At 72.8% G+C, this 22483-nt stretch carries 7 protein-coding genes and 3 pseudogenes; 3 read left to right on the top strand and 7 right to left on the bottom strand.

Annotated features, from left to right (window positions below; translation table 11 throughout):
* Window positions 1–63 precede the first annotated feature (63 nt).
* On the bottom strand, window positions 64–135 hold the full coding sequence (locus UG55_RS46815) for a putative leader peptide (protein WP_396230829.1): 72 nt from the start codon (window positions 133–135) through the stop codon (window positions 64–66).
* 402 nt (window positions 136–537) lie between these two features.
* Between UG55_RS46815 and UG55_RS07165 the strand changes: the two genes are divergently transcribed.
* Complete coding sequence (locus UG55_RS07165; RefSeq protein ID WP_066064562.1) at window positions 538–1557, top strand: LysR family transcriptional regulator; 1020 nt, start codon at window positions 538–540, stop codon at window positions 1555–1557.
* Here UG55_RS07165 and UG55_RS26985 read toward each other — a convergent pair.
* The 6 genes and pseudogenes from UG55_RS26985 to UG55_RS07140 all read right to left on the bottom strand — a co-directional run.
* Window positions 1486–1779: pseudogene (locus tag UG55_RS26985) on the bottom strand (alpha-hydroxy-acid oxidizing protein); the annotation flags it as partial. The gene UG55_RS07165 and the pseudogene UG55_RS26985 sit on opposite strands and share 72 nt — an antisense overlap.
* A gap of 576 nt (window positions 1780–2355) precedes the next feature.
* The gene (locus tag UG55_RS07160) at window positions 2356–4194 is read right to left on the bottom strand and encodes a serine/threonine-protein kinase (RefSeq protein WP_242423855.1); all 1839 of its coding nucleotides are present in this window, start codon (window positions 4192–4194) and stop codon (window positions 2356–2358) included.
* A 68-nt stretch (window positions 4195–4262) separates the two neighbouring features.
* A complete protein-coding gene (locus UG55_RS07155) occupies window positions 4263–6764 on the bottom strand; it encodes a 3'-5' exonuclease (RefSeq protein ID WP_066064556.1) in 2502 nt (833 codons plus the stop codon).
* Window positions 6761–13642, bottom strand: a complete 6882-nt coding sequence (locus UG55_RS07150) for a DEAD/DEAH box helicase (protein WP_066064553.1) — start codon at window positions 13640–13642, stop codon at window positions 6761–6763. Before UG55_RS07150 ends, UG55_RS07155 begins: the two co-directional genes overlap by 4 nt.
* 3173 nt (window positions 13643–16815) lie before the next feature.
* Window positions 16816–18396, bottom strand: a pseudogene (locus UG55_RS33205) (class I SAM-dependent DNA methyltransferase); the annotation flags it as partial.
* Window positions 18396–21429, bottom strand: a pseudogene (locus UG55_RS07140) (helicase-related protein); the annotation flags it as partial. The pseudogenes UG55_RS07140 and UG55_RS33205, both read right to left, overlap by 1 nt.
* A gap of 302 nt (window positions 21430–21731) precedes the next feature.
* Between UG55_RS07140 and UG55_RS33200 the strand changes: the two are divergent.
* Together UG55_RS33200 and UG55_RS26975 are read left to right on the top strand one after the other, a co-directional pair.
* On the top strand, window positions 21732–21914 hold the full coding sequence (locus UG55_RS33200) for a hypothetical protein (protein WP_083986506.1): 183 nt from the start codon (window positions 21732–21734) through the stop codon (window positions 21912–21914).
* Between the two features lie 3 nt (window positions 21915–21917).
* Complete coding sequence (locus UG55_RS26975) at window positions 21918–22124, top strand: alpha/beta hydrolase (RefSeq protein WP_242423837.1); 207 nt, start codon at window positions 21918–21920, stop codon at window positions 22122–22124.
* The last annotated feature ends 359 nt before the right edge of the window (window positions 22125–22483 follow it).

The raw sequence follows: 22483 nt of genomic DNA, 5'->3' as shown, positions 1-22483 counted from the left end.
GGAAACGGGGCCGGGAATGCGCGGGCAGCCGCGGCGGCCGGCTTTCCGGTGTTGTCTGTCACATCAGTAACAGAGGCAGCTGGCGGTCCGGAGGAGATCAACGTGGCGCCGGGAGACCAGAACCGTCGCACCCATGCTGGTCCCCCTTCCGTGGTCGAGTGGGCGGCGTCGCGGCCCACCCCGGGCGGCTTGTCTACCAACACCATAGACATAGTGGTTTTTCTGTTGTAGATATTTGCCGGCAGGTATCGGCTAACCCGCCTTCGGATTCTCCGATCACGCGGCGCCTGCGGGAGACGGCCTGACCACGGGGGGTGTTCGGTGTGACGAGGTGATCGCCGGGTGAGGCGGTCGGGCCCACCGAACAGGTCCTGACCGGCAGGGGCGGTGCGGCGATCGCGCCCGCCGGGCCCACGCCCCTCGTGATAGCGCCGGTGGCGACCGCGTTGTCGTACCGCAACCGGCTGAATGCGCATGTCTGCCGCTTCGAATCAGTCAATCAATCGTCTTGCAAATCACATCGCTACGGAGTGGCACGTGCGCATCGAGCATCTTGAGTACATTGCGGCCGTCACCAGGTTCGGTTCGCTTCGGCGAGCGAGCGAACAACTACATATCTCCCAGCCCGCGCTCAGCGAGGCGATCAGCAAACTTGAACGCGACCTCGCGGTATCCCTCCTGGACCGACATCGTTCCGGAGCCCGGCTCAGCTCGGCCGGCCGCGAACTGCTGCAACCGATCGTCGACGTCCTGGAAGCCGTCGAGCGGCTCCGGGTGGCCGCGGGCGACCAGCTGGCCACGCGCCGCCTGCTGCGCATCGGCACCGTCAACGCGGGCACCGCCACCCTGGTCCTACCGGCCGTGCGGGTGTTCCAGGCGCGGCATACCGGCGCGGCCGTCGAGATCCGCAACCTCCAGCAGGACGAGATCCAGCTCGGCCTGGCCGACGGCGTCCTCGACCTGGGCCTGGTCAACCTGCTCGACGGCGACGACGTCCCCCCGGAGCTGGAGTCCACGACGCTGGTGTCCGGACGTCCGGTCGCGGTGCTGCCGGCGGCGCACCCGCTGGCCCGCGCCGCCCAGGTGACTGTGGACGACCTGCGGCGCGAACCCTTCGTCGCCATGCGCTCCGGCTACATCATGTACCGCTTCGCGCACCGCCTCTTCGGCGCCAGCCTGCCCACCGAATGGCATTCCACCGACGGTGCCGAGATGGGGAAGATGATGGTCGCCGAGGGAATCGGCCTCACCGTGCTGCCGGACTACAGCGTCGTCGGCGACCCGATGGAGCGCGCCGGCATCATCACGGCCCGACCGATCGCGGACGAACCGGCGGTCATCGCGATCAGAATGGTCGCGCTGCACCGGCGCCAGGCCCGCGTCCCCGAGGTCGTCCGCGACCTGATCACACAGCTGCAGTCCCAGGCCCGCCACCCCCGCGCGGCGGAGCGGCCCCAATCCCAATCCCGGTCCCGGTGCGTGCGGCTACCCGAGGGATCGCAGGCTGTCCGGGGTGAGATCGGCGAGGGCGGGATAGCCGTCGACGGCCATGAGTAGGTCGGTCTCGGCGGGCAGGGAGCGTAGGACGTGGATGAGGAGGCCGCCGTTGGCCTGCCGCCCGCCGTGGTTCGAGCAGTAGATGCCGTCGACCCCATGGTCCCTGGCACGGCGGACGTCCTCGGGATGGCACCGGCCCCTGAGAATCAGGGGGAGCTTCGTCAGCGAGCGCGGCCAGGGAAGATCATCCCAGGCGCGTGCTGGATCACGCGCCTGTCGGTACGGCTCCGTCGGCCGGTGAATTCGCTGATCTGACAATTACGTTCAGGATTGTGGGCGCGGCCGAGGGCGTCACGTCCATCCGAATAAAGGGCTTTGTGTGTCTCCTATCGGAGTGTCTTGACAACCACTGTGAAGGATGGGTTGCAACCCGCCGTTGGCGGAGGCCACAAAGAGCTCTGTAGGCGCCGTCACCGCACAGTCGCCGGTGCCTGGGTGAGGCGTGGGCAGGGGCTGTCCCGGGTGCTGTGCGCGCCCTGAAAACCCTGGTGGCGGTGCTGAAGCCCGCTCCGGCCGGTGCCGTCGCCGGGCCACTGCGCCCCACCGGGTGTCCGCCGAAGCCCCGTTGCCCGCCGCGGCCGTTGACGCCGGAAGAATGGGCCGGCCCGCGAACGCCGCCTCGCTCTGAGACCGCCCGCCGTCAGCCCTCACCGGCCCACCCGACGGGCCGAGAACCCGTTGCGTTCAGACATCACTGTCATCTCGCTGGCGGGCAGTCGATCACCTCGAACCAGGCCGCCTCGGACCTCAGCCGGGCCCTCGGACCTGAGTCCGGCCCTCGGACCTGAGTCCGGCCCCTCAGACCTCAGGCGGCGGGCGCCGGTGGGCGAGGTGGGCGAGCAGGCTGGCGGCCTGCTGGGCGATGGTGTGCTGGCGGCCGAGAAGGCGGGCGGCGTCCGTGTGCAGGACGCGCAGGGTCACCTGTGCATCGGCGGCGTGACCGGCGGCGGTCTCGAAGCGGGCGATGTCCAGACGCAGCGCCAGCGCGGGCTCGGAGTCGGCGCCGTACCGGCCGATCATCGCCGGGGTGAGTCGGACCAGGCCCTGAAGGGCCTGGTCGAAGTCGCCGAGCTCGGCGTGGCAGAACGCGGCCTGCCGGCGGCAGTTGATCGCCTCCTCGTCCCGCGGGCCGCGTACGTCCGTGAGGATGTTCGCGAGCTGCTCCAGCTCGGGGAGGGCGTGGCGGAAGTCGCCGCCGTAGAACCAGGCCGCGGCGAGGGTGCGGCGCAGGTCCAGCAGCCGGGTATCCGTGGGCGGGCGGCTGGCCGCAGCCGCGGGCAGGAGACCGGCGAGCAGGTCGGCCGCCTGCGAGAACCGTTCCTCTTCGAGCAGCTCCAGAGCCTGGTCGCGAGCGGCGTCCAGCTCCTCGTCGGGGACGTGCCGGCCGGCTTCCGGCGGCAGCGACGGGTCTCGTGCGGCGGGGAACCGGCCGCCCGGAATGGTAGCCGGCGCCTGGCCCCGACCCTGACCCGCTGCCGCCTGGGACGTCCCACCGGACACCGCACGGGACGTCGCGGCGACCGAAGAAGGCGAGGCGGTGCCGGGAACACCCGAACCGCCGGCCGGTCCCGGTCCGGAACCGCCGGCCGGTCCCGGTCCGGAACCGCCGGACGGCCCCGAACCGCCGGACGGTCCGGAACCGCCGGACGGTCCGGAACCGCCGGACGGTCCGGAACCGCCGGACGGCCCCGAACCGCCGGACGGCCCCGAACCGCCGGGTACGCCAAGCCCGTTGGGCGCGCCAGGACCGCTGGAGGATCGCGGGCGGGGGAGCGGCGCTCCCGGGCGGCGGTACGGGCGGGTCGGGTCGGGCAGTGCCGTCGGTGGCGCGGCGTAGTCGGGTCCGCCCGGGTCGGCGGCGGGCAGGAACGGCGCCAGGCGATCGTGCACCGTCCAGGCGTCCGCCGGCCGGTCGACGGCCTCCTTCGCCAGCAGATCGAGGATGAGTGACTCCAGCCCGGCCGGGACGTCCGGGCGCAGCGTCCGCACGGGTGCCGGCGGGGTGTGCAGGTGCTGGTAGATCAGTGACAGCTCGTTCGTGGCCGGGAACACCCGCTGCCCGGCCAGCAGTTCGTGCAGCAGGCAGCCCAGCGAGTAGAGGTCGCTGCGCGGGCTCACCGGCGTGCTCTTGATCTGCTCGGGTGACATGTACGGCATGGTGCCGAGCATCTGGCCGGTGGTGGTGAGCCGGGTGGTGTCGGTGCCGAGCACGGTGGCGATGCCGAAGTCGAGCACCTTCACCGTGCCGACCCGGTCGATCATCGTGTTCTGCGGTTTGAGGTCGCGGTGGATGACCGGGATCGCGTGCGCGTACGACAGCACGGCGCAGATCTGCGCGGCCACACACACCGCCCAGTCGACGGGAACCGGCCCGGCGTGCTCTTTCCGGATCTCGGCGAGGGACGTCCCGTCGACGAGCTGCATCGCGATGTAGAGCCGGTCGGACGTCTCGTCGAACGCCGCGTCGTACACGGTGGGCACACCGGAATGCTCGATCTTCGCGGTGACCCGCGCCTCGCGGCGGAACCGGCTGATGAACCCGCCGCGGTCCGCCGTGTCGATGATGTCCGGACGGATCAGCTTGACCGCGAGGTCGCGGTCGAGAACGGTGTCGTAGCCGCGCCAGACCTCGCCCATCCCGCCGCGGCTGAGNGGCGCGGTCAGTTCGTACCGCCCCGCGATGACCGTCCGGCGTGCCGGCACGCTCAGTTCTCCGACGCCGGGACGGGCAGGAACGGGGAGGCGGCACCGGCCCAGACGACGACGAGCAGGTCGCGGGCGCGGGACGCGGCGACGTAGAGCAGGAAGCGCTCGCGGGCCAGGGTGTCGTCCCGTTCGTCGTCGGGCTCGGTGGCGAGGACCCGTTCGGACGGGATGCTCCGGTGGCCGACGCCGAACAGCACGACCCGGCTGAACTCGAGTCCCTTGGCGCGGTGCATGGTCATGAGGCGGGGGGCGTCCGGCCGGTGGGTGTCCCGCCCGCCGGCGTGACCGGGCAGGGCGTGCCCGGCGATCACCTGGGCGGGTATCCCGCGGTCGCGCAGCCCCTGCGCCACGATGTCGCGTTCCCGGGCGCTGCGGGTGAGGACGCCGATGCTGCCGGCCTCCACCCCGCCCTGCCCGGCGAGCCAGCCGCGCAGGATGTCGGCGGTGACGTCGAGTTCCTCGGTGAGCCCGGAGCAGGCGCGCAGCAGCGGCGCCGGGCCGCTCATCGCCGACCGGTAGCCGGCGGTGGCCTCGGCGTTGCCCTCCAGGTCGGTGACGCCGCTGTCGCCGGCGAGGATCCCGACGGCGAAGCGCAGGTTCTGCGCGGTGGTCCGGTAGTTGAGGGTGAGCCGCCGGCTGCGGCCCCGCACCTGGATGCCGTAGCGGGAGAGGACCACCTTCTCCCCGTAGATGCGCTGGTGGGAGTCCTCGGCGAGGAACAGGTCGTCGGGCCCTTCGGCGACGAGGGCGCGCAGCAGCCGCCAGTGGCCGGGGTGCAGGTCCTGGGCCTCGTCGACGATGACGTGATCGGCGGGGCGCGGGCCGCCGGCCGCGGCGTGGGCGTCGGCGCAGCGGGCGGCGAGGACGGTGATCTCGGCGTAGCTCGCCGTCTGGTTCAGCGCGAGCTGGCGCCGGTACGCCTCCACCGTGTCCCAGATCGCCATCCGCTGCGCGCGGGACAGCCGGGTGCCGCGCCCGGGCCGGGGCACCCGCAGGTACTGGGCGCGGGTGGTCAGGTCGTTGGCCAGGATGACCATCCGGTACTCACCGCGCAGGAACACGGGCCGGGCGAGGTCGCCGGTGAGCCCGGCGGCGCGGGCCGCGTCCGCCCAGAGGGTGCGCTCGTCGGCGTCCGACAGCGGCCTCGGGACGGAGCCGGCGGAGAGCAGGTCACCTCCGGTGGCGGCACGGATGTCGGCGGGGACGAGGCTGAGGACGTCCAGGGCGAGCTGGTCGACCCCGCGGACGGTCACCCCGGGCTCGCCGAGCCGGCCCTGCCAGACCGAGGCGTCCAGGGTCCGCAGGTCCTGGGCGAGGTTGTCGGCCAGGTTGCGGGTGAACGTGGTGAGCACGACCCGTGGCGCGACCGCGGGGCCCGCCGGCGCCGTGGCCCCCGCGAGGCCCGCCGGGCCAGCCGGGGCCGCCGGGGCTGGCGCGGCCGCCGGGGCTGGCGCGGCCGCGAGGCGGCGGGCCCGGTGCAGCGCGACGACGGTCTTGCCGGTGCCGGCCCCGCCGGAGAGCCGGTAAGAACCGCTGGTCGTCACATAGGCGTACCGGCGCTGCTCGGGGTGTAGGAAGACCCGCCACTCGGCGAAGCTGCCGTCCAGGACGCGGCGCAGCTCGCTGTCGGTCTCGATGCGCACGAAGTCCATCAGCGTGCTGGGCCGTCGCAGCGCCGCGGCGACATCGGCGTCGCTCGCCGGCCGGGCGGGGGTGCCGGCGCCGTCGGGCCGCGCGGAGGCCGGTCCGGAGGCCGGTGCGGAGGCCGGTGTGGGGGTCTGCCCCGAGAGCCGCGCGGATGGCCGCGCGCGGGTCTGGTCGGTCGCCTGGTCCCGGTCCCGGTCCTGGTCCCGGTCCCGGTCCTGGTCCTCCCGGTCCGTCGGGCCCACCAGGCTGAGCTGGTCGCGGATCTCGTCGATCGGCGTGCCGGTGGCGAGGGCGAGCAGCGCGTCGGCCTGCCACGGTGGCACCCGCTCGTCGCCGGCGGCGGCCACCAGCGCGTCCTCGTCGGGGCAGTTCACCGCCCGCTGGGCGAGGGTGCCGGACAGGCCGAGATCCTCCAGCTCACGCGGGGTGAACCCGGCCAGCGGCCCCTGCGGGACCCAGCCTTTCCGGCCGCGCCCGCCGTCAGGCGGCGCCGGCGGCATGGGGGGAGGCGCCGGCTCGGAGCTCTCGATCACCTCCAGGACGCCGCTGACCGGGTTCGTGGTCAGGACGAGCCGCTGCGCCAGCGCGTTCGCCTCGTCATGCTTGGCCATGGCCGCGAGCACGAAGTGCGGTTCCGGTGATTCGGCGACGAGGAACATGACGGCGCGGAAGTTGTCGTTGACCCGTCCGGTGCGCACCCGCGGGTCGGCCGAGTTCCTGATCGGCTCGATGTGCAGGCCGGGGCTGGCCGGGTCGGCCATCAGCTTGGTCAGGAAGTCCCACGCCCGCTGCTTGAGGGACCCGTCGATGTCCAGCCGCCTGCGGAACTGCCGGGACATGGTGATGTTGCTCATCGGGTGCTCCGTGTTCCTTCCTCTGCCGCGAGCAGGGCGGCGACCTGCTCCGGGACGGGGTCGGCGATCCGCCATCCGGCGCCGGTGAGCTCGGCTCGCAGCGCCGCGTCGACATCCTCGGGGTGCACGAGGACGGCTACCCGCGCGTCCGGCCAGGCGAGGTCGAGCGGGTAGCCGTCCGCTGTCTCGTGGCCCTGTTCGGGCAGCGGCACACCCGCCGCCGCCAGCCCCTGCAGCAGGGTCTTCTCCGCGTCATCGAGCGCGTTGAGGACGAGATCCGCCCACGGCGGCGACAGCGCGCCCGCCCGCGACGTCACCGCGGTGATCTCCTCGTCCGCCCCGGCCCCGGCCCCGGCCCCGGCCCCGGCCCCGGCCCCGGTCCCGGCCTCGGTCCTGGTCCCGTTTCCGGTCCCGGCCGTGGTTCCGGCCGTGGTTCCGGCCCTCGGTTCGGGCACCTCCGCGGCCGTGCCAGCTGTCTCGCCGCCCGGCTGAGCACCGCCCGTCCACTGCTCGCCCCCGCACTGCGAGAGCGCCAGCGGCAGGGCGGTGCGGCTCGCGTGGCCGAGGATGTTCGACAGCGCCAGCCAGCGGCGCCACGCCCGCTCACCGGCCTCGCCGCCGAGGCGGTCGTCGCGGTCGTCGAGCACGAGCACGCAGCCGATGTCGTGCGGTGCCCGCGGCCACCACGCGGTGGCGACGGCGAGCCCTCCGCGCGGCCAGACCCAGCCCTGCAGGTCACCGGCCGCGGTGAGCTCCGGGCCGTCTCCCGGGGGGCCGGACGGGTCGAGGGCGGCCGCGGCGAGTCCGGGCAGCGCGGAACGGCTTCGGATCGGCGCGGGCCGGCCGTCGGCCAGCGCCAGCGGCAGCCCGTCGGCGAGCGCGCGCCAGGCCTGTGGACGACCTGGCTCCATGACCCAGTCGAGGAGCTGCGTGACGGCGTCGGCGGTGGCGAGGCCGTCGGAGACCGAACCCGCCGGGATCAGCTGTGCGCGGGCCCGGACGAGCAGCCGCCTCACCTTGTCGTCGTACCAGCTGGCGCCGGCCGCCTCCGCCCGCTCGCCGCGGGCGAGCGCCTCGAAGACCGCGACGTCGTCGTCGGTGACCGCCCACACCACGTGCCCGGCCTCGCGCAGCGCGGCCCGTTTCGCCGCGTCGTCCGCGATCCGGTTGTGCGCCGGGGTGGCGTGCCAGGTGCGCCCGTCGGTGAAGATGTAGACGCGCGGCACCCGCGGATCTTCGCAGAGCAGTTCGAAGTCGGGCCGGCAGCCGCCGACGAGGACCTGCGGCCGCAGCGTCCACCGCCGGTGGACGGTACCCGGCACCCCAAACCGCAGCTCGGTGCCGGTGAGCCGCGGGATCTCCCGCACGCTCGCCCCGCGGGCGCGCAGCGCGTCGGTGAACGTCCGCCGGAACCGCAGTTCCAGCGCACTGTCCAGGGACGGCGGCGGGATGTCGGTGATCGACCGCAGCCCGACCGGCTCCCAGGGGCCGCCGAGCAGCTCGGTGAGCATCTGCTCGGCCCGCGCCCGGGACGTCCGCTCCACCAGCCCCGGCGGGCTGAACGGCAGCAGGCATCGGGAGCAGGCCAGCAGCCCGTCCTGCGCGCACCCGCAGCCGGCGACCACCGCCAGCGCGGCGGTGAGCAGCTCCCGGACCCGGCTCGGCCGGGCCAGGTCGGCGAGATAGCCCGTCCCGCCGGGGACACGGTCGTGCAGCAGCAGCGCCGCCCGCTCGCTGCCACCGAGGGGTATCCGCACCTCCAGGACGTCGAGATGGTCCGGCGCGCCGCCGAGCAGCTCCCGCAGGCCGAGCAGCAGCGCCGCGCGGAACGACGGCCCGGCGAACTGGTCGAGGGTGAACTGCGGCGGCAGCAGGATCCGCACCCCCTGGGTGCGCAGCGACCGGCCGAGCGCCAGCTCCCGCCACGGGACGTCCAGCCGGGTGCGGTGCGGGCACCACGCCCGGTGCCGGGCCTGCTGCGGGTCGCGGACGCCGAGCTGCGCCGCGGGCACGACCCCGCAGCCGGGGCAGAGCAGGAACAGCGGCGCCCGCACCGCGGCGCCGGCCAGCATCCGCTCCGGCCCCTGCTCGACGGCCCGCCCCACGTTGACCCAGCGCACATCCAGCTGGCGGACGTACTCGGCGCCGAAGGGGTAGCCGTCGAGATGCCAGGCGTCGGTGATCTGCTCCGGGTCGACGTCGGCGGCGGCGGCGACGGTGAACGGCAGCCGCTCCCGGTCGTCGTGCGCGTCGGAGATGATCGCCGCGTCCCGGGAGACCTGCGCCGACACCCGCTCCAGCGGCAGCACCGGCAGCGCCTGGCCGGTGTCGGTGATCCCGGTGTCGCCGCACCGCGGGCAGCGCGCCGGCACGGCCGGCTCGTCGCCCTGGGAGTGCCGGTGCACCCGCGACCAGCCGCAGGACGGGCAGATCCGCCAGGTCTGCAACAGCCCGTCGAGGTCGGTTCCGACGCTGACGGCGTCGATCCGCACCGCTGTCGCCTGGGCGTAGAAGGTGGCGCCGGGCGCCCACTCGGTGAGCGCGAGCGCGCTGCCGCGCTGGTAGCTGCGCGGCTCCTCGTGGTACTCCTGCGTGTCCTGGTCCATCCACTGCAGGGCGACGTCGAGGGTGACGGTGTCGTCGAGCAGCGTGTAGTTCGGCAGTACGCCGCGTTCCTCCAGCGCGCCGACCCAGAACTGGGTGGCCAGCTCCTGTCGCCGCTTGCCCAGGAACCCCAGCTCGGCGCGGGCCAGCCGGTGGGCGAGGACGTCGTCGGCGGTGGCGGTCGGGCGGTTCGCGGCGGCCGCCAGCTCGGGCAGGCTGTCCTGCAGGGCGGAGCGCCGGTGCCCCAGCTCGTCGGCCTCCCGGCGGTACTCGACGGCCGCCCGCCGCAGCAGCCGCGCCAGCCCCGACACCGGCTCGGCCTCCTGGCCCTCCGGTCCGGCCTCCTGGCCCTCCGGCGCGGCCTGCCCGTCCACGCCGCCCGTGCCGCCGCCCGCGCCGGCCCAGGTGCGCAGGTGGGCAGCGGTGTCCGAGCGGACGGCGGTGCCGAACAGCGCCAGGTACTCGTCGGTGTACGCCGCCGCGTTCGCCTCGGCGTCGGCGAGCAGGTCACCGAGCCAGGTGCCCGGAGCCCAGCCGGCCTCCGGGAACAGCCCGGCGGCGGTCACCGGGTCCTGGGTGCCCGCGCGGGCCCGCCGGTCCACCAGCCAGGCCACGTACTGACGTTCCAGGATCTCCACAGCGTCCAGGTAGGTGGCCGGCGGCCGGACGTCCCCGTCGAGCAGCGCCAGCGGGTCGGCGAGGCGCTGGGTGTCCTGCCCCCGGCCCTTCACATAGGCCAGGACGAGCGCGTTCCCCGTCAGCCGCCCGGCCCGCCCGACCCGCTGCACATACGAGGCGACGGTGCGCGGCAGCGACCCGAGCAGCACCGTCGACAGGTCGCCGATGTCGATGCCCAGCTCCAGCGTCGGCGTCGCCGCGAGTACGTTCGGCACCGCCGGCCCGCCCCCCTCGCGGAACCGCCGCTCCACGTCGAGGCGGACGTCGTCCGGCAGCAGCGACGTGTGCTCGTGCGCCACCACCCGCCGCATGTCGGCGCTGCGGTACAGGTGGCGGTAGTAGTCGTCGCCGCGCCGGGCCGGGCGCAGCCGCCCCGGGCAGGCCTGGCGCAGGCAGGCGGCGCCCGCCAGGTCGCCGACGGTGCGCCGGGTGCCCGGGGTGAGCGTCTGGCAGACGTCGCAGCGCAGCGCCAGCGCCCCTTCGGCGAGCCCGGCCGCGTCGGCCGCACTCACCACGACCTGCGCCGGGTCGAGCAGGAAGACCGTCGCGTTCGTCTCCGTGCGCCGCCGGGTCAGCCAGCCGGCGTCCGCCATCTCCTCCAGCAGCGCCCGGGTCACCAGCCCGCCGTCGCGCGCCGTCAACCGCAGCTGGCGCTGCGCCCAGCGGGCATACCAGGACGCCGGCCCGGTGATGCTGTCGAACGTCGCCGTCCGCTCGGACGTCCGCCCCGTCGTCGGGAACGTCGGCGCCGGCCGGCCCGGCGGGAACGCCGGCAGCCCCTCACCGCGCGCCGCGCGCCGGCCCCCGGTGAGGAACCAGCGGTTGCCGTCATGCTCGACGAACGACTCCAGCCATCGATGCCAGATGCCGCCCTGCACCCGGACCCGCTCCAGCACCCCGCGCGCCCACGCCACCAGCCGGGTGTCGTCGAGCGCCGCGCCGAGCGCCTCGTCGTTCTCCGCCGACAGCGAATGCTGCTGGCGGGCCCGCGCGACCGCCCGGCCCGCGACCCGCGCCAGCGCCTCGCCGTGGCCGGTGTCGACCTCGGCGACGACCGCGCCGGTCAGCTCCAGCGTGCGCCCGGTGCGGGCGTTGAGGCCGAACTCCAGCGCCGCGTCGAACGCCAGCCGCCGCTCGACGAACTGCCGCGCCCGGTTCCGTTCCACCGCACCGCCCGGCGTGCCGCCGCCCGGTGCCCCGCCGCCGCCCGGCTGCCAGTAGCCGCGGAACGCCGCCCAGTCGGCGAGTGCGGGCGGCACCAGCCGGTAGCGGCGCACCGGGTCGTCCCCGGCCCGCTCCATCGCCTCCCGGGCGAGGTCGGCGACGGTCAGCGGCCCGCGGTGCTCGATCGTGTCGAACAGCGCCGCGCGCAGGCTCAGCGCGTGCGACCGGGCCTGGACGAACCCGGCGGTGTGCGCGGCGTCCTGCACACTGTCGGTGAACAGCAGCGTCTTCTTCTCCGCGCTGTCCAGATGCGCCGACCCGAACAGCGCCGACAGCGTCACCGACGTCAGCGTCGACACCCCGCTGCCGAGGAAGCGGATGCCGTCCGGCTGCCGGCACGACGGGCAGGTCTGCGCCCGCGCGGCCGCGTCGTCATCCCAGGCGGCCAGCACCGGGATGTGGGTGCTCTCGTCGGGCTCCCCGTCAGCCGCCGGCCGGGTACTGAGGATCAGTGTCGACGTGTCCAGCCACAGCAGGCCCTCGACGGACGTCCCACCCGTGCCCGTGCCCTCGGTGACCTCGGTGGTGTCGGTGGCCTCGGTGGTTTCGGAGCCGGCGGTGTCGGAGCCGGAGCCGGTGCTGGTTTCGGTGTCGGCGGCGGCGATCACGGCGGCGGCCTCGCCCGGGGCGTGCAGCAGCGCGCGGAAGCGCTGGTCACCGGCGCGGGAGGCACGGCGGACCGTCGTCTCCGTGGCATCGATCGCCCGGCCGACCAGCGTGCGCAGCGCCCCCCAGCCGGCCCGGCCGCAGTGCCGGCAGTACAGCGCCGGCAGGTACAGGTCGAGGTCGGCGTGCACACCGTCGTCCGACCAGCGGAACGCGGGCGTCGCGGACACCCGCCGGTCGATGCGGGTGACTTCCCGGACCCACATCTGCGCGTCCACGCCGAGCAGCCGCCGGCCCACCGCCGGCTCCGCGTTCGCCCGGGCCCGCGCCTGCGACAGCAGGCCGAGATACGCCTCGACGACAGCCGCCCCGTCAGCCCCGTCCGGGCTGGTGTCGTCGGGGAACAGCGCCGCCGCCAGCTCGCGGATGGGCGCCGGCCGCAGCGCGGCGGCCAGCAGACCCTCCGTGAGCGGATGCGCGGCCAGGATCGCGGGGAGCCGGTCCCCGCGGCGCAGCCGGCGGATCTCCTCCGCCGAGAACTCCGAGCCGTCGGCGTGCCCACCACCGGTGCCGCTGTCACCCTCGCGGGCGACGAGCGCGCCGAGCAGCGCGTCCGCGACACGCTCCGGGCCGTCGGGGACGGCGGCGCGCACCGTCTCCGCCAGCAGCCGGGTGGCCGGGAGCCGCCGGATCACCACCCCGTGCGTCGGCCGGATGTGCTCGCGGCGCCACTCGTCCGGCGCCATCCGCTGCTCCACCACGACCGCGTCCGCCTCGAACGGCAGCCCGAAGACCGTCTCGGCGAACGCCCGCATCGCGGCGAACGGCTCGTCCGCGCCGCCGGTGGCGCTGTCGGGGACGCTCTCGCCGGGGTTGGTGGGGCTGTCGCCGGGGCTGGTGGGGCTACCACCGGGGTTGGTGGCGCCGAGCGTTGCGGAGGTGGCGACGGGGACCACGTCACCCAGCGGCGCGCCCGGGCGGGCCACCCCCAGCATCGACCCGAGCCGGCGCAGCAGCATCGCGACGTCGGTGCCCTGCGCGCCGTCGTAGGTGTGGAACTCGTCCAGGCACACGTAGGTGAGGGATTCGCCCGCGCCCTCCCACAGCCCGCGGTCGGTGCCGCGCAGCAGCAGGTGGTCGAGCATCTTGTAGTTCGTCAGCAGGATGTCCGGCGGGTCCGAGCGCATCACCTCCCGCGAGGTGATCAGGCCCGCCTCGGTGACCTTCGTGCGCTGCCCCTGCTGCTCGCCCGTGTAGAGGCCGGCGGTCAGCCCGCCGAGGCGCGGGTCGCCGGTGAGCAGGCCCGCCAGCCGGCCCGCCTGGTCGTTCGCCAGCGCGTTCATCGGGTAGAGGACCAGCGCCTTCACCCCGCGCTGCCCCGCCCGCCGCATCCGCAGCGCATGATCGATGATCGGGACGAGGAACGCCTCGGTCTTGCCCGACCCGGTGCCGGTGGTGACGATCGTCGGCCTCGGCCGCCCATGCTTCGATGACAGCCGCTCGAACGCCCGCGCCTGGTGCACATACGGGACGAAGCCATCGGGCCACCAGTCCAGCGCCGCCGCCCACGTTCCGTCCGCCGGCCGGAAAGGCAGCCGCAGGCGGGCGTAGGGGCCACGGAAAATGCCCTCGGCCGGGTCGGCGAGAAACGTTGTGAGCGCCGCGCGGACGTCGTCGTCGGTCAGCGCGAACGTGGTCGCCAGATAGTCCGTCAGGGCACGGCGCAGGTCGGCCGCCTGCAACGACGGCAGCAGCGGCGCGGTCATCCGGGCATCTGCCCCGAGGTCTCGCGCCGCGCCTTCTCCGCTTCCCGTTCGGCGGTCAGCCGGCTGAAATGCCCGTGCGCGAGGCGCAGGTCCGTCTCCCGGTTCACCCCGCTGAACGGCCCGACATAGTTCCGGTCCGGCCCGTTGAGCGTGTGGACGCGCTCCCCGGCCGCGGTCGCCTTGTCGAGCTGCTTGGCCAGATCAGCCGGCAGCTGCTGCCCGAACGAGTCGTACCGCGCCTTGCGCTCGTAATCCTGCAGGACGGGGAACTGCGTCCGGTAGACGGTGACCAGCTCGTCCGCGGTCAGCCCGAGCATCACGGCCACGATCGCGTCGATCTCCACCAACGCCTGCCGCCGATCCGCCGCCCGCCGCAACGGCGTAGCCCACTCCCACTTTGCCGAAACCTCCCCGATCTCCGGCCGGTCGCGTTGTGCCACTCCGACGTCGCGAGCCCACTGATCGTGACGCCATTCAGGTCTGTACAACTCCTCCCATGCGGAGGAATAGACCTCTACTAGGCAGTTTAGGCGCAATACTCGCAGGATAATTTCTTGTTCTAGGTGATGCTGTCTTGTGTAGGGGAATTTCTTTAATAACGATGCAGAAATGTGGTTTGAAGAGCAATTCTTGATAAAGAAATCCGCGCAAACTGACATCAGGCTACCGGCTGCGGTGACCAGGTCTGTGAGATTCTCGGTGGTCATGCTGTGGACGCCATGTACGTGTGTTGGTCCGGGCGGAAGGAGTGCGACATGTAGCGTTCGGATACTTGCGACGTCGCACATCTCTCGCCAGGCAATTCGAAAGTACCTGTTGTTTGGCTTCCCTCTAAACTTCTTGTACCCAGCAAGGTACTCCTCGGTGGGTAGTATCCGCTGGTAGCTGGTTCGGGGTGTGAACCCTTCGGAAATCTTCTCGAGGTCTATCGGGTCTACGTCTTTGAAGTTTTTCATACTCGGGCGTGGTTGCTGAAATAGCGGGTTTCCGACCGATATTTGGGGCCCTTGAATGATAACCTCATCCCAGTTCTGGGGCACATCCGAGCGTTTCTCGAATACCCCTTTCCTGCGACCGTACGATTCGTGCCAACCTTCGGTCCAGAAGATTTCCAGAGAGCCTATCCGGCGAGCTTTCGACAGCTTGGAGAGTACGGATGAGCTAGAGCTATTTATGGCATAGATCATGCGTGCTTGATCGTAGGGTGTTCCGGGTTCGTCTACTAGTTCTGCCCAGCTCTCTAGGGCGGTGCGGGTGACTCGGGTGATGCGTCGTGCGTGCGGACTGGTGTCGCGTCTGCCCAGGGCGTCTCTCATGCCCGGTTCTGGTCCTGAGCCATCGTGTAGCAGAGACCTATCTGCTGTTGATGGATCGTAAAGCCCGGTTGCCTGAATGAAGTCGACTTTAATCTTGTAATTCCCGTATACATGCACCCCAAATCTTTTGGTGTTCATGACTTCCGCGAAGATTTTTGCGTCGTTCCTGTACTGCCAGTGGCGGCGTAGTCTGTGGTATGTTTCCTGTCGCAGTTTGACGGCCCGAAGCTCGGTGAAGTGCGACTCTGGATGGATGAGTGACGCAATTCCTTTTCGTCGCATCGAACCCCAGATCTGATCCATGAAGCAGCGATAGAGATCTGGATGCAGGCCGAGGAGAAGGGGATAGCTAATAGGACTCCCGAGATGCGAGGATACTCCGGCCATGTCTGCCCGCTGGTCCAGATACCAAATTTTCGCTTCGAGGAGAAGGAAGGCTTCTTGGCGACGCCGAGCTATTTCTTGTTCGGCGGGTGTTGGAGTGAGTGTCCACCAGGGATCGTATTCGGCAAGAACCCCGGCTTCGTCCCAGTCGGGGCGGACCCACGGGGGGTTTCCGACCTGGAGGTCGAAGCCGCCGCGGGTGAAGACCTGGGAGAAGTCGAGTTCCCAGTGGAAGAAGCCCTGGCGGTCGGCGATCTCCTCCGTCACCCGCAGCCACGGGATGTCCCGGAGAGCTTCGTCGACGGGGCGGGCGGCGGCGAAGGTGAGGTCGAGTTCCTCGGCGTCGTCGAGGCCGGCCCAGGAGAGGTCGTCGGCGAAGGCGGACTGGCCGTTCTTCTCGTTCCGTCCCGGCTTCGTGGCCTTGCCGAGGAGGGCTTCCAGGCCAGTGAGCCAAGCGTCCAGGTCCGGCGGGGGGACGTCGGTGGTCAGCGGCCAGGACCACAGGGCGCACCAGGCGTCCATCACCCGGCGCAGGCGGCGGTAGGCGCTGTCCGGGTCGTTGAGAACAGCCTCGACCTGCTCGCGCGTCACCGGCTCGGCCTGCGGCTCGGCGGAGACGTCCATGCCCCATACCGGGGTGGCGCGGCGGATGCCGGCCTCGGCGATCCGCAGGCGGCGGCGGGAGAGCTCCCAGAGCACCTCGACGCGGCGGGCCAGGCTCGCCAGCCGGGTCTGCTGCTCCTTGCTCGGGGTGCGCAGCACGCCGGCCCGCCAGGCCCGCAGCCGCTCCCGCGCCTCGGGCGCGTACGTCTTCGCCTCGGCGGTGTCGACGACGGCGCCCCAGCCGGCCGCCGGCAGCAGGAAGTGGTGGATGCCCGCGCCGACCGGCGGCACCGAACCGCCCGGAACATCCGAACCGCCCGGCAGCGCCGGGTCGTGCAGGGGGACGTCCGTCGGAACGGTGGTGAGCCATTCCTTCTTCTTCAGCAGCGCCGGGGCGTAGACGGCGCGGCGGGCGCCGATGAGGCTGTTGCCGCGGCGCAGGTGCAGGCCGAACCAGGGGGCGGCCAGGCCGGCCTGCATGGTGTCGAGCCACAGGGAGACCTCGGCGAGCTCGACGGCGGTGGCATTCAGGTCCACCCCGTACACCTGGTGCAGCGCCAGGTACGCCTTCACCCGCTGCAGCTCCGCCGGGTACCGCTCGGCGGGGATGCGCTCGCCGCGTTCGTCCTGCGCGCGGGCCAGGTAGGCGGCGGCGAGCTGGCGGACGGCTTCGATGGCGAACGCGCCCGACCCGAGCGCCGGCTCGCAGATGGTCATGGTCAGGATGTCCGCGGCCGGTGTCTTCGTGCCGTCCTGGTCGAGCAGTTCCGCCAGGGCGTGGTGGACGACGGAGCGGGTGAGGACCTCGGGCGTGTAGTACGACGCCGACTGCTGGCGTTCCCGCCCGGCCAGGCGGTAGACGAACGACCNGCGCGGGTGCAGCTTCGGCTTCGGCTCGCCGGTGTTCTCGTCCCGTTCGAGGACGAACGAGTCCTCGGGCACGTCGTGGACGCGCTCGGCGGGCAGCAGCCAGGTGCCGCCGGCCGGGTCGCCGCCCTTCGCGACCTCGTACAGGTCGGTGTCGGCGATGATGCCCGACCAGGACATCAGCCCCTCGTAGACGGCGCCGAGCTGGTTGATGCCGAGCTCGCCGTAGGAGATGAAGCCGCGGTCGCTGCCCTTGCGCACCTTCGTCAACAGCAGGTGGCGCAGGACCCGCTGCAGCGCCTCGTTGCCCAGGCCCACCTCGTCAATCAGCTTTGTCGCGCCGGCGGCGAACAGGTCGGAGCGCAGCGGCTGGAACACCAGCCCGTCCCCGGGCGGCCCGTCGGCAGCCGCCGCCCCGCCCGCCGCCCCGCCGGCCGCCCCGTCCGCCGCGGTGGACGTCCCGTAGCCCTCGTCGACGAGGACGAACAGGCGGTGCAGCGACTCGTAGAGGTGGCGGCCGTTGCGGGAGCGCTCCGAGGACAGGTCGGTGAGGATCAGGTCGCGCAGCCTGTCCAGCCCGTAGCCGGCCTGGTACTCCGGTGCCTGGACGGGCAGCACCTCCAGCTGCGGCGCCGCCTCCGCGTACAGCAGGAACAGGATGCGGTAGAGGAACCGCAGCGACTGGCGGGTCAGGTCCCGGCCCAGGCCGGGGACGTTGAGGACGTCCAGCCCTTCCGCTCGTCGCCGCGCCACCACCTCGTTCGCGATGATCTCCACCGAGAGGCGGACGCCTTCGCGCAGGTCCGCGGAGACGCCGACGGTGTGCTGCACCGACTTCTCCAGCAGGCCCAGCCACGGCGCCACCCCATCGTCGGCGGGCAGCAGCAGGTCCGGGCCGACCATGGCGGCGACATGTTCCAGCTCGCCGGCCGCGCGGACGTCCCGCCGGTCGACGACGACACCCAGGTCGACGGCGAGCCAGCGGCCCTCCGGCCACCGGCTCCGCTCGGCGAGCAGCAGCCAGCGGCCCGCCTGCACCAGCACGAACGGCGGGGCGTCGTCGGTCAGGAATACGCTGGAGACGACTTTCGCGACGGCCGCCTGCGGCTTGCCGTCGACGACCGCCGGGTCGAGGAGCTGCCCGGCCCGCGGCCCGGCCGCGTCCGGGGTGGTCAGGATGTCCTCGACCGCGCCGGCCGGGGACGCTTCCAGGATGAGCAGCGCCGTGCCGGTGGGGGAAGGGTGCACGACCGCGGCGGGCAGCCGCACCTCGTCCCCGGAGCGGTCCGACACCCAGGCCGTGGGCTCCCGGTCGAGCCGCAGCGCCCGGCGGACCTCCCGGTGCGTCTCGCGGACGTCCTCGTCGGACGGCCACTCACCCAGCCCGCCGAACAGCCTCGCCAGTGGGGTCGCCGCGTCGCGCAGCGCCGAGCGGGCGGTGTGGTGGCCGTCGTCTTCGACGGCCTTCCAGCGGGTGCGCAGCGCCTGCACCTCGGCGAGGAAGCTGCCGGTGCGCGCGTCCGAGGTCAGGTAGTGCTCGGAGATCCACGACTCGCCGACGATCACCGCGTCGAAACTGGGCATCAGACGTTCCCCCCCGGGATGACGACGGCGAGGGGGCGCAGCAGCCGCTGGCTGGCCCGCAGCGACCGCGCGATCTCCTCCTCCAGGCTGACCTGCCTCGACAGCCGGCGGACCTTCGCCAGCCCCGGCCCCGTCAGGTCGAGCTCGATCTGCGCCGCCCGCTCCCGCCACCGGGTCCGCCGCGTCGACCAGTCCTCCAGCCGCTGGTCCAGGTCGGAATGCTGGATGTCCTGCGCCAGGTCGAGGGTGCGTTCCGCCGCGCCGATCGCGGCGGGCACCAGCGCGCGCAGCTCCTCGGTGGGTACCGCCGGGCCCGGGTTCACCGCCGGTTCCCGCTCCCCGGGGCCGGGGATCAGCCCCGTGCCGGCGAACAGCTCCAGACCCTCCACGACCTCCGCGAGCCCGAAGTCGGCCCGTCCGGACGGGAACTCGACGGAGACCATCTGGCGGGTGACGACCTGGCCGCGCTGGTTCATCAGGGTCGCGATCACCAGCACCCGGGGGACGTCCACCGGCCCGTGGACCAGCGGCACCTCGTTGCGGCCACCGGCCGCGAGCACCTTGTCCGCCGCCCAGTCGAGCACCGGGTGCAGCGGGGAGAGGAAATGCGCCTCCGGCCACGTCGACGGGGTCGGCGCGGCGGCCTCACGGGTCTTCGCCGGACGTCCCGCGCGCCTCGCCGCCGGGGCACTCCTCGCTGGCGGGGCACTCCTCGCCGGCGCGGGAACCTTCGGCGTGCTCGCCGTCACCAGGGCCGGCTGCTGCCCCGCGCCGCTGCCACCGCCACGACCGCCACCGCTGCCGCCACCGCTGCCGCCGGCCTGGCCCTCGCGGGCCGCGCGCAGGCCGTCCAGGGCGACCGACGGGGTCACGGCGAGCAGCAGCCGCTCGCGGATCCCGCGTTCGGCGACATACGACGCGGGCAGCGCGTCGAGCCGTACCCGCAGGTCACGGGGCGGCCGCAGCGAGATCAGGCTCTTGTCCCGGTAGACCGTCCAGCCGACGCCGCCGCGGGCCGGGTCCTTGTCGTCCGGCGCGCGGGCGGGGTCGTCGTACACCTCGGCGACCGCGTCGGCGAGGAAGTCGGCGTCGGTGGGGTAGAGCGACTCGCGGGGGCGATCCGCGGGCACCGGCGGCAGGTCGTCCCCGGCACCGGCGAACTCCTCGTCGAAGAATTCGAAGAAGTCGTCGGCGCCCGTCCCAGAACCCGGGTCGGGCGCGACCTCGTCCAGGTTCCGCCCGCGGGCGAGCGCGTCCCGGATCGCGTCCTCCTCGCCGCTCGCCGAATGCAGGTGCATCAGCGTCGCCGCGTCACCCAGCGTCGTGTGGGCGAGATGCTCCTTGGCCAGCAGCCGCCGCAACACCCGGATGTCGCCGCTGAACCGGTCGTCGGACGGCACCAGCGCCAACGCGGTGATCTGGGGCGGGTGCTGCTGCCCGTACCGGTCGATGCGCCCGTTGCGCTGCTCGATCCTGATCAGCGACCACGGGATGTCGACATGGACCAGGTGGTGGCACTGCGCGTGCAGGTTGACGCCCTCACTGGCGACATCCCCGGTGATCAGCAGCCGGACGGGGCTCGCCGCCGTCTTGAAGTCGTCGACGATCCGCTCCTGCTCGACGTCCGGCAGGCCGCCGTGCATGACGGCGATCTGGTCGCCGGACAGGCCCAGCCGGTCGGGCAGCTCCCGGGCGAGCCAGCGCAGGGTGGCGACCCGCTCGGCGAACAGCACCGCGCGGGTCGCCGAGCGGGCACCGACCCCGATGGAGCGCAGGTACTCGGCGAGCGCGGCGAGCTTGGCGCTCTCCCCGGCCAGGGCCAGCTCGGTGAGCTCCCGCAGGCGTTCGAGCGCCTCCCGCTCCCGCTCCCGCTCATGATCGCCGCTGCCGCTGCCGCTGCCGCTGCCGGTGAGCCGCTTGATGCGGGCCTCGGTCGTCTCCAGCAGGGCGGCGGGGGAGGAGAGGAACGCCTTCGCCAACGTCCACGGGAACAGCGCCGACCCGCGGCCCGCGACCGGTGACGGACCCTCCGGGTACAGCCAGGTCCGGGAGAGCTCCGTGGCGATCGCGTCCTCCGCCGCCGACGCGGCCACCGGGATCACCACCGGCTCGGGGCGCAGCGCCCACTCGGCGCCGACCTCCGCGGCGACCTCCGGGGAGTGCCGGTGCCGGCGGATGAACAGCCGCTCGACGTCGGCGACCTCGTACTCGCCGTCCGGGCCGACCGCTGTCGGGTCGAGCAGCCGCAGCAGCTCCGCGAACGACTCCTTCTTCCCGTTGTGCGGGGTCGCCGAGGCCAGGACCAGCGCTTCCGTGTTCGGCGCGAGAACCCGCGCGAGCTCGTTGTTCAGCGTCCCGGTGTTCGTCAGGTTGTGCGATTCGTCGATGACGACGACGTCCCAGCGGTGCCGTTCGAGGAAGGACCGGTAACGCGGCGACTTCAGCGTGTCGATGGAGACGATGATGCGGCGGTAAAAGGTGAACGGATTTCGGCTCGCCGGCAGGTTCTGCCGCACCCGCTGCAACCCGTCGCTGTCGAGCCGGACGAGCGGTAACCCGAACCGGCACCACAGCTCGTGCTGCATCTGTTCGAGGACGTGCCGCGGGGTCACCACCAGGACCCGCTCGGCCCGCCCGCGCCGGGTCAGCTCGGCGAGGAGCATCCCGATCTCCAGGGTCTTGCCGAGGCCGACGGCGTCCGCGATGAGCACCCGGGGCCGCAGGTTCGCCGGGGACAGCGCGTGCGCGACCGCCCGCCGCTGGTAGTCGAGATGATGGATGAGCATCCCGTCGGCCACGGTGAGCGCGGTCTCGCCGGCCGGCATCGGGGTGCGGCGCAGGGTCGCCTCCAGCCACAGCCGGGTGCGCCGGTGCCGCGGGGAGGAGTCCGGGAGCAGCGTGGCCTCCCGGGGGTCCAGCAGCTCGATGTGGTCGAGCCGGCTGTAGAAGGTCGCCGTGGTCTCCCGGACGAGCTCGCCGAGGCCGATAACCTCCAGCCGCCAGCCGTCCGCGCCCTGTTCAGCCCCTGTGACCNGCCATTCTTCGTCCCGGACCACGACAACCGAACCCGGCGCGAACGTCACCACCAAATCCCCCCGACTCGCCCCCGACTCGCCCCCGGTTCCCCTACACGAACGACATAAGGGCGAGAAGTAACCCTATAGAACCTTTGGGGGGTGTCGGAATGTCGAGATACGCCCAGGCTCGAAGTAACTCAGGGTGATATCGAATCGAGAAAAGTTACGGATGGTTACTGAGAGTGGTTAAGTCCCGGATGTCTCGGACGTGCCTGATGTCGGGGATGCGGGCTACCGTGGCCATATGGGAAGCCGTCGATGACGCCGGGCGTGATCGCGCCGCAGCTCCGGGCCAGGCAGCGGAGAGTGCCGCGGGTGCGCGTGGACCACGCCTGGGTCCGCCGTCTCGTCCGGTTCGCCGTCGCCCGCAGGCCCGTGGCGACGATCGCCGGTGTCGCCGCGCGGCCCGTGTTCGACGCGGGGCACGGTGCCCGGCTCTAAGGGGTGGGCGACGTCGACCTCTTCCACGACGAGGACCACGACTACGCCCGCCGCCTGACCGCGGCCGGGGTTCCGGCGACCTTCCACGTCGTGCCCGGCGCCCCCCACGGCTTCGCGACCTGGGCGCCGGACACCGAAGCGGCCGCCGTAGGCGTCGCGTGCCCACAGCACCGGGCCGGTCACCGCCGGACCGGCGGGGATCTCGGGTAGCGCCCGCCCGCCGGGCTGGCCGCGAAGCTCCTTGATCGTGTCCACGGCCTCCGTGTCGAGCGGGCGCGGCAGGATCCCGGCCGCGGCTGTCAGAACCTGCCACGGGGCGCGCCAGCCGTCAGCGCCGTCCGCCGTGCGGACGGCCGCCGCGGCCAAGGTGACGACGGCTCTGGCGAGCATGTCGGGCTCCACCCAGTCCTCAAGGGTCCCCCCGCGGACGTCCAGCAGGCAGGCCCCGAGCCGGGCGCACAGCTCGCCTTCGACATCTTCCTCAGGGTGCGCCGAGGCGTAGGCGGTCAGCTCGGCGACCAGACGCTCGGCGTGCCCGGTGGCCAGGGTGGCCTGGCGTTCCCGCACCT

Source organism: Frankia sp. EI5c, assembly GCF_001636565.1.
In the GTDB taxonomy this organism is placed as follows: domain Bacteria; phylum Actinomycetota; class Actinomycetes; order Frankiales; family Frankiaceae; genus Parafrankia.
Note: the sequence above shows the minus strand (reverse complement) of the source record. Positions and strands in the feature narration are given on the sequence as shown.

What these genes read in the sequence shown, in the direction of transcription:
- UG55_RS07160 (WP_242423855.1), bottom strand. Translation starts at nt 4,194, where the DNA reads ATGGGCGAGGTCTGGCGCGGCTACGACACCGTTCTCGACCGCGACCTC.
- UG55_RS07155 (WP_066064556.1), bottom strand. Translation starts at nt 6,764, where the DNA reads ATGAGCAACATCACCATGTCCCGGCAGTTCCGCAGGCGGCTGGACATC.
- UG55_RS07150 (WP_066064553.1), bottom strand. Translation starts at nt 13,642, where the DNA reads ATGACCGCGCCGCTGCTGCCGTCGTTGCAGGCGGCCGACCTGCGCCGT.
- UG55_RS33200 (WP_083986506.1), top strand. Translation starts at nt 21,732, where the DNA reads ATGACGCCGGGCGTGATCGCGCCGCAGCTCCGGGCCAGGCAGCGGAGA.